This is a genomic window from Quisquiliibacterium sp., from assembly GCF_982640115.1.
Window position 1 is genome coordinate 1 of record NZ_CEXFHW010000140.1, and the last position, 10,652, is coordinate 10,652.

A 10,652-nucleotide genomic window follows, 5' to 3' on the forward strand; every position below is an offset into this window, starting at 1 on the left:
CGTTCCGGCCGCGTCGTCGCGCCCGGAACGGCGCCTTCGCGCGCACCTGTGCGCGCGTTCCGTGCCGTTCAGGAGCCATCCATGACCGATTCAAGCGCCTGCCCGCTGTGCAGCGGCAGGCTGAGACAGACCGTGTCCGAGCGCGACCGCGACGGACATCCGCTGCGCAACGTGCTGTGCGGCCTTTGCGGGCTGGTGCATGTCGACCCCATGCCGGCACAGACCGACCTCGACACCTGGTACCAGCACGCCTACCGCACCGACTACAAGGGGGTGGTCACGCCTCGCAGCCACCATGTGCTGCGCGCCGGCAGGGTGGCACTGGAGCGGCTCGCGCGCATCCGACCGCTGCTGGCCGATCGGCCGTGCGCGCTGGATGTCGGCGCCGGCGGCGGCGAGACCCTTTACCTGATGATCCACGCCGCAGGGCTGCCCGCCGAGGGGCTCGAACCCAACCAGGGTTACGGCGACCATGCGCGCCAGCGGCTCGGCCTGCCGGTGCGCCAGGGGTTTGTCGAGCGCGATGCCCGATCAGCCGGCGCCTACCGGCTGATCACCCTCTATCACGTGCTCGAGCACCTGGCCGCGCCGCGTGCGGTCATCGAGGTCCTGCGCGACTGGCTCGCGCCGGGCGGCCACCTGGTGATCGAGGTGCCCAACGCCGAAGCCACCTGCCAGTCACCTGCCCACAGCTTTCACCGCGCGCACCTCACCACCTGGGGCGTGCCCACGCTGTCGCGCCTGGGTATTGCCTGCGGACTGTCGGTGGCCTCGACATGGACCAGCCCCGACGGCGGCAACATCCAGGTGGTCTTCCGGCGCGACGCCACTGCACCCTTGGCGCCGTTGACCGTGCTGGACGAGATCACCCGCCACTACCCGGCGCGGGTGGCGCAGGTGCTCTCCGGGCACACGCCACTGCGCCACTGGGCCTCGGGTCGCCCGCTGACGCGGCTGGCCGCCCGGCTGGGCAGGCAGATCGGCGAACGGGTCAGGGTGCGGGGCCAGGCCGATCCGCGGGCGATCCTGGACTCGCTGGTGGCCGACTGGGCGCGCCCCGGCACGGGGCTCAGGACGGGCGAACCTGGACGGTGAGCGCATCCATGCCGCGAAACACCAGCGAATTCAGCCAGCGCGGCGGCGGGTCCGCGGGCTCGATGCGCGCGAAGCGCCGCAGCACGGCCGGCAGCGCCACCTCGCCCTCGGTGCGCGCCAGCGGAAAGCCCAGACAGATGTGCGGGCCGTAACCGAAGGCGAGATGCGGCACGCCTTCGCGGCGAAGGTCGACCCGTTCGGGGTCGGCATAGGCGCGCGGATCGCGGTTGGCAGCGTTGAGCAGCAGGAAGACCCGGTCGCCCTCGCGCAGCGCGCGGCCGTGCAGCTCATGGGCCTGCGCCACCACGCGGGCCTGCGCACCCGAGGGCCCCTCGTAGCGCAGCAGTTCCTCGACCGCGGCCGGCGCGAGCGCGGGATCGTCGCGCAGCGCGGCCAGCTGATCCGGGAAGCGCATCAGCGCAGCCAGACCGTTGGCAAGGTGATTGGTGGTGGTCTCATGGCCCGCGAAGAGCATGAGGATGCAGGTGGCCACCAGCTCATCCTCCGAAAGCCGGTCTTCGCCGTCGCGCACCGCCACCAGCCCGGCGAGCAGGTCGGTGTGCTCGCGGCGGCGGCGCAGCGCGATCAGCTCCCGGAAGTAGTCGGCCATCTCGCGGGTGGCCGTCTGCGCCGCGGCGTACTTGACCGCCGAGGTGCGTGCCGAGCCGATGAAGGGTGCGATGTCATCGGACAGGCGCTTGAGCAGGGCCAGATCCGAGTGCGGCACGCCGAGCATCGACATGATCACCAGGCAGGGCAGCGGGCCGGCGAACTCGGCGATGAAGTCGAAGCGCTCGCGGCCGGCGAGGCCCTCGAGCAGGTGTGCGGTGATGGCGGTGATCTCGGGGCGCATGCCCTGCATGGCGCGCGCGGTGAAGACCTTGCCGGCCAGGCGCCGCAGCCGGGTGTGCTCCGGCGGATCCTTGAAGACCATCCACAGCGAGAGGTAGCGGATGATGTCGGCGATGCGCGCGGCCTCATCGGCCGGCATGGCCCCGAAGAACGGGCGCAGCCGATCCGACGAGTAGCGCTCGCGGTCGTGGCAGGCCCGGCGCACATCGTCATAGCGGGTGAGCACCCAGCCCTTGAGCCGCGGGCTCCAGTGGCAGGGATCCTCGTCGCGCAGGCGGGCATAGACGGGATAGGGATCGGCCAGCGTGGCCGGGTCTTCAGGGTGCCAGTCAAGGCTCATGGGGGACCTCGCCGGAGACAGCCGCCGGCGCCGGGCGGCGCCGGGTGATGGCCGGTGACGCGGCAGTCTAGACCCGGGCAGCAGGGCAAACAATCGTTCGTCTTTCCGGATTGTGCCGACCGGCAGCGCTGCCTATACTGCGCCGGATTCCAAGCTTCCCGGAGAGAGCCATGAGCCTGTCCCGCATCGTTCTTGCCGCCGGCGTACGCACGCCCTTCGGCGACTTCGGCCGCTCGCTGCGAGAGGTGCCCCTGTCGGCCCTGGGCACGCACGCGGTCAGGGCCAGCCTGGCCCGGGCCGGGGTTGATGCCGCGCAGGTCGACCATCTCGTGTTCGGCGTCACCGCCCCGGTGGACCATGACGGCCTGTTCATCAGCCGCAAGGTGGCGCTGCAGGCCGGACTGCCGGTGGAGAGCGCGGCGCTGGGGGTGGTGCGGGCCTGCGGCACCGGCTCGCAGGCGATCATCAGCGCCGCCGGGCAGATCCTCACCGGCCACAGCCGACTGGCGGTGGCCGCCGGCGCCGAGAACTACAGCCGCGTGCCCTACCTTGCGCACAAGGTGCGCTGGGGCGCGCAGCGTGGCCCCTTCGAGTTCATCGACGGGCTCGACTACATCTACCGCTGCCCGTTCTCCGGCGAGCTCATGGGCGACACGGCCGAGAATCTCGCGCAACTCCACGGCCACGGCCGCGAGGCCATGGACGACTGGGGCTGGATGAGCCAGCAGCGCGCCGGCAAGGCGATCGCCTCGGGCTTCCTCGCGCGCCAGATCGCGCCCATCGAGGTGCCCGACGGCCGCGGCGGCACCCGGCTGTTCGACACCGATGAATTCCCCCGGCCCGGCGTCACCCGCGAGAAGCTCGCCTCGCTCAAGCCAGCCTTCCGCAAGCCCGGCGGTGTGATCACCGCCGGCAATGCCAGCGGCGTGACCGACGGCGCGGCCGCGCTGCTGGTGGCCGACCGCGAGCACGCCGAGCAACTGGGCATCCAGCCCGAGGCCCGGCTGATCGACTACGCGGTGGCGGGCGTACCGCCGCACATCATGGGCGTGGGGCCGGTGCCGGCCATCGCGCAGCTGCTGCAGCGCACCGGGCTGTCGGTGGCCGACATCGACTACTTCGAGATCAACGAGGCCTTCGCGGTGGTGAACCTGCACGCCGAGCGCGAGCTGGGCATCCCGCGCGACATCACCAACCTCTACGGCGGGGGCATCTCCATCGGCCACCCGCCCGGGGCCACCGGCCTGCGCATGACCATCACCGCCATGCAGCACCTGGCCGACACCGGCGGGCGCTACGCGATCATCAGCATGTGCCTGGGCTCGGGCATGGGCATGGCCACGCTCATCGAGAACCTGCGCCGCTGAGCGCGGGCTCGCGCAGCAGCCGCACGAAGGCGCGCGCCAGCTGACGCGGCGTGCCGGCGCCATCGGGCCGGTACCAGACCGGCGCCCAGTTGAGCGCACCCATCAGCATCAGCCGCAGGCTGCGACGCTGCCCGCGGCCGACCAGCGGCAGCCCGGCCACCAGGTCGACGAAACGCTGCTCGTAGCCATCGCGCAGCGCCCGCAGCTGTACCGCCACCGCCGGCACGCTCGCCGGGGTCACGCTGGTGACCACCAGCGCGTAGGCGCTGCGATCGACCAGCGACTCGAGGTGCGCGGCGCAGGCCGCTTCCAGGCGCCGCCAGGGATCGGTCTGGCGGGCGACGGCGGCATCGACCGCGAGCGTGATCCGGCGCACGCCCTCGGCGTACACCGCGAGCAGCAGCTCGTCCTTGGTGGCGAAATGGCAGTAGAGCGAACCGGGCAGCATGCCCACCGCCTGCACGATGTCGCGCACCGAGGCGGCCTGGAAGCCCTTGAGCGCGAACTGCGCAGCCGCCGCATCGAGCAGCTGCGGCAGCCGGCTGTCAGCGCGGGCCATGCGCGGCGGCCGCCTCAGAGGCCCAGGGCCATGCCGTCGCCGGCCGGATCGGCGCCGCCATCGAGGCGGCCGTCAGCCAGGCGGATGGCATGCACCAGCGGCGCCATGTAGCTGAAGGGATGCCGCTGCACCGGATAGCCGCGCGCGCGCAGCGCCGACTCGGTGCTGCGCAGGATGCGGTTGGTGAGCTCGATGGTGTCGGAGGTGGTGCAGAAGCGCGGCGCGCTGACTGCATCGTGGGCGCTCATGCCGAAATCGACCGCGTTCAGGATGGCCTGCAGGTTGCCCATGGTGATGGTGGTGCCGCCAGGCGCACCCACCAGGAAGAAGGGCTTGTCATCGCGGAACACGATGGTGGGCGACATCGCCGAGAAGCGCGCCTTGCCCGCGGCGAGCGAGCCCGGCCGCCCCGGGCGCGGGTCGAAGACCATCATGCAGTTGTTGTACATGAAGCCCAGGCCCTCGGTGACCACGCCCGAGGACGAGCCCAGCGAGTGGGTCATGGTGACGCTGTTGCCGTCACGGTCGGCGACGCAGACATGGGTGGTCTCGCGGCTCTCGCGGCCACCGGGGTTGAGCCGGGGCACGGCGGTCTTTTGGCCGCTGCGGATGCGCTCGGCCATGCGCGCCGCGTACTCCTTCGAGCACAGCTCGGCCAGCGGCACATCGACGAAGCGCGGATCGCCGATGCGGCTGTCCTTGTCGACGGTGGCGATCTTCATCGCCTCGGACACGGTGGCGATGTACTCGGGCGAGTTGTGGCCCATGGCCGCCAGATCGAAGTGCTCGAGGATGTTGAGCATCAGCACGATCATCACCCCGCCACCGGGCAGCGGGTTGGTGGCCACCCGGTGGCCGCGGTAATGGGTGACCAGCGGCGCGCCGGTCTCGGTGGCGCAGGTGGCCAGGTCCTGAAGGCCGATCAGGCCGCCATGCGCGGCCATGTCATCGGCGATCTCGCGCGCGATGGCGCCCTCGTAGAAGTCGGCCACGCCGTGCTGCGCGATGCGGCGCAGGGTGCGGCCCATGTCGGGGTTGCGCAGGATGTCGCCCACCCGGTGCGGACGGCCGTCGGCGCGCAGGTAGATCTTCGCGGCGGCGGGATGGTCGCGCAGCACGCGGATGCGCTCGATGCGGCCGCAGATCGCCGGCTGCATCCAGAACTCGTGCACGCGGGGGCGCACCGCGAAGCCGTCCTCGCACCAGGCGATGGCCGGGTCCATCAGGCTGGCCAGCGAGCGGGTGCCGAAGCGCTGCAGCGCCTCGTCGAAGGCCTTGAGCGAGAGCGGCGTGGTCATGCACTGGTAGCCGATCTCGTTGACCTGATCGCGCAGCAGGAAGCCGAAGCCGTCGTCGCACTCGCCCAGGATGCGGTCGGCCCACATCTCGGGTCGGGTGGCCAGCGGCGCGCGGCCGTGGAAGTCGATGACGGTGTGCACGCCGCGCGAGGGCAGGCAGATGTGCATCGAACCGAAGCCGGCGATGCCGCACATCTGCGGATCGACCACGGTCTGGACCAGCGCCGCGCCGATCGCGGCATCGATCACATTGCCGCCCGCCCTGAGCACATCGAGGCCGGCTTCCACCGCCTCGGGTTGCGCCGCGCTGACCATCGCCCGTGTCATGCCGTCTCCCGGATTGTCGATCCCGCTAAGATGCACGGTTTTGCCGGGACGGCCAACTCGCGCCGCCACGGGACGGACCCGATGCCCTCTGTGCTGATTGCGCTGTTCGCAGGCCTGCTGGCCGCCGCCGCGGTGAGCGCGCACGCCGACGATGGCGAGGCCTCCCGCCGGCTGGCCGCCTGCACCGCCTGCCATGGCGCCGAGGGCCGCGCCTCGAGCGCCGGCTTCCTGCCGCGCATCGCCGGCAAGCCCGCCGATTACCTCTACCGGCAGTTGCTCGCCTTTCGCGATGGCCAGCGCCAGCACGCGCCGATGCAGTGGCTGCTGGCGCCGCTGCGCGACGACACGCTGCGGGAGATCGCCGGTCATTTCGCCGCCAGCGACCCGCCCTATCCGCCGCCGGCCGTGAGCGGCGCGCCGGCGGCGCTGATGCGTCACGGCGAGACCCTGGCCACCCGTGGCGACCCGGCCCGCGGCATTCCGGCCTGCGCGGCCTGCCACGGTGCGACGCTCACCGGTGTGCTGCCGGGCACGCCAGGCCTGCTCGGGCTGCCGCGCGACTACCTCAATGCCCAGCTAGGCGCCTGGCGCAACCAGCAGCGCCGCGCCGCCGAGCCCGACTGCATGGCCCGGATCGCGGCCCGGCTCACGCCGGAGGATGTGGGCGCGGTCTCCACCTGGCTGGCCTCGCAGCCGATGCCGGCGCTGCACGCGCCCGCTGCGCGTTTGCCGAGCCCCGCGCCGATGGACTGCGGCAGCGTCCCTGCGGTGGGCGGCGCCCCGGCCGCCCGCCCCGCGAGCGCATCGACCCCGCGCAGCCCGGCGGCGGGCTCCGCCCTGCCCTCGTCCGCGGCCACCGCCGACCCGCTGCTGGCCCGTGGCGCCTATCTGGCGCGGGCCGGCAACTGCGTGAGCTGCCACACCGCCCCGGGGGGCGACCCGCTGGCCGGGGGACGGGCGATCGAGACGCCCTTCGGCACGGTCTACAGCAGCAACCTCACCCCCGATCCGGACACCGGGCTGGGGGCATGGCGCGCGCAGGACTTCCGCCGCGCGCTGCATGAGGGTCGCTCCCGCGACGGCCGGCTGCTCTCGCCGGCCTTCCCCTATCCCTACTTCACGCGCATGACCGCGCAGGATGCCGACGCGATCTTTGCCTGGCTGCGCAGCCAGGCGCCGGTGCGCCAGCCGGATCGGCCTCACGAGATGCGCTGGCCCTTCGGTACGCAGTGGGCGCTCACCATCTGGCGATCGCTGGCATTCCGGTCGGGCGGTGCGCAACCCGACGCCTCACGCCCGGCGGACTGGCAGCGTGGCGCCTATCTGGTCGAGGTGGTGGGCCACTGCGGCGCCTGCCATGCGCCCCGCGACCGCCTGGGCGCCACACGCCCCGAGGGCCCGCTGGCAGGCGGTCCGGTGGGCACGGGACGCTGGCTGGCGCCCTCGCTGCTGTCGCCGGGCGAGGCCGGCGTCCAGCACTGGCCGGCCGGGCAGATCGCGCAGTGGCTGGCCACCGGCCGCACGGCTGGCGCCAGCGCCATGGGGCCGATGGCCGAGGTGATCAGCCATGGCACCCGGCACCTGACCGAACCCGACCGGCTGGCGATCGCGACCTATCTGCGGGCGCTGCCGGTCGTCAGGCCCGAACCTGCCCGCCCGCCCGCGGCCGCGGTGCCCGCCGGCCCGGCCGGCGCGGCGCTGTACCGCGAGCATTGCGCCGATTGCCACGGTAACCAGGGCCAGGGCCGCGGCGCCTGGCCAGCCCTGGCCGGCAACCGCGCGGTGACTCAGCCCGAGCCCGGCAACCTGATCACGGTGGTGCTGCGCGGCGGCTTCGCCGCCGACATCCCCGGCGAGCCGCGGCCCCACGGCATGCCGCCCTTCGCACACCGGCTCGACGACACGCAGGTGGCTGCGCTGGTCTCGTGGCTGCGGGCAAGCTGGGGCCATCAGGCCACGCCGGTCTCGGTGCCGCAGGTGCAGCAGGCGCGGCGCTGAGGCGCAGCGGCGCCGCGCCGCCTGCTCAGTCGATCAGGATGACCTCGGGATCGACCGGCCGGGCATACAGACGCTCGACCAGCGCGGCCCGCCGCTCGATCGTCACGCGCTGGTTGATGTAGCCCTTGTCGGTGAGCTCGCGACCGTCGATGGACGGCGGCTCGGCCATCAGCATGACCGCGCGGATCCGCGTGCTGGAACCCGGAAAGGCCCGGTTGTGGGCGGCCAGACCCTCGCGCACGCGGGCGCGCACCCGCTCATCGGCGATCACCTGCGCGAAGCTGGCATCGGGCTCACCGATGAGCTGTCGGCAGGCCACCAGGTTGGGCCAGGCGAGCAGGCCGACCCATTCCCGGTCGTGGCCGGTGACCACCGCGTCCTGCACCACCGGCGAGGCCGCGGCCACGCAGGCCACCCGCAGCGAGCCCACCTGCACGAAGGTGCCGGTCATCAGCTTGAAGTCCTCGACCACCCGACCGCGGAACACCAGCCCCTGCGAGGGATCGGCGGGATCGACGAAGACCCCGGCATCGCCGATCCGGTAGAAGCCTTCCTCGTCGAAGGCGGCGGCGGTGAGGTCGGGCCGGCGGTGATAGCCGGGCATGACCGTAACCCCGCGCAGACGCAGCTCGTACTTGTCGGCGATCGGCACCATCTTGAGTTCCACACCAGGGAAGGGCAGGCCGATCAGGCCCACGCGCTCGGTGGCCCAGTAGGTGCAGGTGGCGGTGGGCGCGGTCTCGGTGGAGCCCCAGCCGGTGAAGAACACCACCCGTTGCCCGGTGTGGCGCACCGCCAGACGCTGCATGCGCAGGTAGAGGTCATCGGGCAGGGTGGCGCCGCCGTAGCCCACGATCTGCAGGTCGGCGAAGAAGCGCTGCGCGAGCGCGTCGTCCTTCTCGAGCGCGGCCACCAGCATGGCGTAGCCCGCCGGCACGTTGGCGTAGTAGGTGGGCGAGAGCTCCTGCAGGTTGCGCAAGGACTCGCCGAAGAGCTCGGGCGTGGGCCGGCCGTCGTCGATGTGCAGGGTGCCGCCGTCGGCGAGCACCGCGTTGAAGCTGGCGTTGCCGCCCATGGTGTGGTTCCAGGGCATCCAGTCGAGCACCACGGGCACCGGGTCGCCGGGCTGTCGGGGACGCGCCTGCTGGCCCATGGTGATGTTGGCGCACATCATGCGCTGGGTGTTGATCACCGCCTTGGGCGTGCCGGTGGAGCCCGAGGTGAGCAGGAACTTGCCGACGGTCTCGGGCCGGATGGCGTCGACCGAGGCCTGCACCGCCGGGGTCACCGGCGTGGCGGCCATGTCGGCCCAGGCGCGGCTGGGCAGCTCGGGCAGGGGCTCGTCGACATGCACCAGCGTCACGCCCTCGAGGTTCAGCGCGCGCAGCGCGCGCTCGAACTGCCGGGCGTTCTGCACCATGACCACGCCAGGCTGCAAGAGCTCGAACACATGGCGCAGCACGCCATGGTCCTGGCTCATCAGGGAGTAACCCGGCGAGACCGGCGCGGCCGGCAGCCGGGCCTGCATCGCGGCCATCGCCATGAGCGCGTGCTCGATGGAGTTGCCGCTGAGGATGACCACCGGCCGGGCATCGGGCACGGCGAGATCGAGCAGGGCCTGGGTAAGCGCGTCGACGGTGGCCTGTGCCTGCCGGTAGCTCACCCGCAGCCACTCGCGCGCCGGGCCGCGGCGCTGCGCGAGCCAGGTGCGCTCGGGCGCCTCACGGGCCCAGCGCCGCAGCAGCGAGGGCACATGCTCGGCGTAAGGCGCGAGCGGGATGCGCGATCGCAACACCACGGTGCCGTCGGCGCGGCGCTCGGTCTCGATGTCGCGGGGCAGGAACCGGACGGGCCGGAACGGGATCGACGAGAGGTCAGTGGGCTCGGGGGCGTTCAAGGCTGGGTCTCCGGGGATGGGCCGCGGTGGTCCGCGTGTGCGGCGCATCTTGCCCGAATCGCGGACGGGCAGAGCCCGCCGGGGTTCCGCTGCCGGGGTGATGCCCTCAGCGCTGCCACTGCAGGCGCATCGACGTCACCGAGACCGGCCCGCGATCGGCGTTGTAGCCGGGGTTGGCGATGCGCTGATGCCCCAGGCTCAGCCAGACGCCGGCGCCCAGCGAGAACCGGTAGAACGCCTCGAGGATGCGTTCGCCGCCGGGGTTGAGCCGGCCATCGCCCACGAAGAAGCCGAGCCCGCCGGCGGCGAGATAGTCGCGGTGCGCCGCCGAGATGTCGTGTCGCGCCACCGCGAGGCCCACGCTGTCGGCCGGCCGGCCCCAGCGCCCGCCCTGCAGCAGCAGGCCCGCCGAGAGGGAACGGTCGATCTCGGCGAAGGCATAGACCTCGGTGGCGCCATCGGCCCGCATGGCCCGCGCGAACAGCCCGAGGCCGGGCGCGATCTCCTGCTCCAGGCTGATGCCCACGCCGCGCTTGTCGCGCCGGCCGGCCCGCACGGCATCGAGCGCCGGCGGGCCGCCCAGGGCCTGGGCGCGGGCAAGCGCATCGCGGTACGACGCCATCACCGCCTGGTTGCGGAACACCAGCAGCCGCAAGCGCCCTGGCCGCTCGCCGAGCCGGTGGCCGCGCTCGAGTTCGATCTGGTCGCCATAGTGGGTGCCGATGCGCGGATCGAGCGCCATCTGGTTGGGCTCGCGCGGCTGGGCGAAACGGCCGGCGCGGATGGCCCAGTCACCGTCGAAGTATTCCACCGCCCCGCCCCAGGAGTAGCCGCGCACATCGGCGGCGAAATCGAAGGCGCCGTGGGTGGTGAAGGCCAGGTTCAGGAACTGGGTGCGGGCATCGTGCGCGTAGGTGTT

8 protein-coding genes are annotated in these 10,652 nt (G+C 72.6%); 3 read left to right on the plus strand and 5 right to left on the minus strand.

Annotation, left to right across the window (positions count from 1 at the left end; all coding sequences use genetic code 11):
• The first annotated feature begins 81 nt into the window (after positions 1-81).
• Positions 82-1,095 carry a class I SAM-dependent methyltransferase gene (locus tag AC2H6A_RS14410; RefSeq protein WP_484274293.1) on the plus strand — a complete coding sequence of 338 codons (1,014 nt, stop codon included), beginning with the start codon at positions 82-84 and terminating at the stop codon, positions 1,093-1,095.
• Here the strand turns inward: AC2H6A_RS14410 and AC2H6A_RS14415 are convergent.
• Positions 1,070-2,287 carry a cytochrome P450 gene (locus AC2H6A_RS14415; protein ID WP_484274294.1) on the minus strand — a complete coding sequence of 406 codons (1,218 nt, stop codon included), beginning with the start codon at positions 2,285-2,287 and terminating at the stop codon, positions 1,070-1,072. The two genes, AC2H6A_RS14410 and AC2H6A_RS14415, sit on opposite strands and share 26 nt — an antisense overlap.
• A gap of 170 nt (positions 2,288-2,457) precedes the next feature.
• Between AC2H6A_RS14415 and AC2H6A_RS14420 the strand changes: the two genes are divergently transcribed.
• A complete protein-coding gene (locus tag AC2H6A_RS14420) occupies positions 2,458-3,654 on the plus strand; it encodes a thiolase family protein (protein WP_484274295.1) in 1,197 nt (398 codons plus the stop codon).
• On the opposite strand, the gene AC2H6A_RS14425 is transcribed toward AC2H6A_RS14420, so the two are convergent.
• Both AC2H6A_RS14425 and AC2H6A_RS14430 read right to left on the minus strand, forming a co-directional pair.
• Positions 3,632-4,213, minus strand: coding sequence for a TetR/AcrR family transcriptional regulator (locus AC2H6A_RS14425; protein WP_484274296.1), 582 nt, complete (start codon positions 4,211-4,213; stop codon positions 3,632-3,634). The two genes, AC2H6A_RS14420 and AC2H6A_RS14425, sit on opposite strands and share 23 nt — an antisense overlap.
• A gap of 14 nt (positions 4,214-4,227) precedes the next feature.
• Entirely contained in the window at positions 4,228-5,838 is a 1,611-nt protein-coding gene (locus AC2H6A_RS14430) for a gamma-glutamyltransferase family protein (protein ID WP_484274297.1), read from the minus strand.
• Between the two features lie 81 nt (positions 5,839-5,919).
• Between AC2H6A_RS14430 and AC2H6A_RS14435 the strand changes: the two genes are divergently transcribed.
• Positions 5,920-7,836 (plus strand): c-type cytochrome, encoded by a 1,917-nt coding sequence (locus AC2H6A_RS14435; protein WP_484274298.1) that lies wholly within the window; start codon positions 5,920-5,922, stop codon positions 7,834-7,836.
• 25 nt (positions 7,837-7,861) lie between these two features.
• Here the strand turns inward: AC2H6A_RS14435 and AC2H6A_RS14440 are convergent, their stop codons facing one another.
• Together AC2H6A_RS14440 and AC2H6A_RS14445 are read right to left on the minus strand one after the other, a co-directional pair.
• A complete protein-coding gene (locus AC2H6A_RS14440) occupies positions 7,862-9,733 on the minus strand; it encodes an AMP-binding protein (RefSeq protein WP_484274299.1) in 1,872 nt (623 codons plus the stop codon).
• Positions 9,734-9,839: 106 nt separating this feature from the next.
• Positions 9,840-10,652, minus strand: an 813-nt coding sequence (locus AC2H6A_RS14445) for a carbohydrate porin (RefSeq protein ID WP_484274300.1), incomplete at its 5' end; no start/stop codon positions are given.

Bases quoted from the DNA above. Each gene is read 5' to 3' on its own strand.
- AC2H6A_RS14415 (WP_484274294.1), bottom strand. From the start codon at position 2,287: ATGAGCCTTGACTGGCACCCTGAAGACCCGGCCACGCTGGCCGATCCC.
- AC2H6A_RS14410 (WP_484274293.1), top strand. From the start codon at position 82: ATGACCGATTCAAGCGCCTGCCCGCTGTGCAGCGGCAGGCTGAGACAG.
- AC2H6A_RS14430 (WP_484274297.1), bottom strand. From the start codon at position 5,838: ATGACACGGGCGATGGTCAGCGCGGCGCAACCCGAGGCGGTGGAAGCC.
- AC2H6A_RS14435 (WP_484274298.1), top strand. From the start codon at position 5,920: ATGCCCTCTGTGCTGATTGCGCTGTTCGCAGGCCTGCTGGCCGCCGCC.
- AC2H6A_RS14420 (WP_484274295.1), top strand. From the start codon at position 2,458: ATGAGCCTGTCCCGCATCGTTCTTGCCGCCGGCGTACGCACGCCCTTC.
- AC2H6A_RS14425 (WP_484274296.1), bottom strand. From the start codon at position 4,213: ATGGCCCGCGCTGACAGCCGGCTGCCGCAGCTGCTCGATGCGGCGGCT.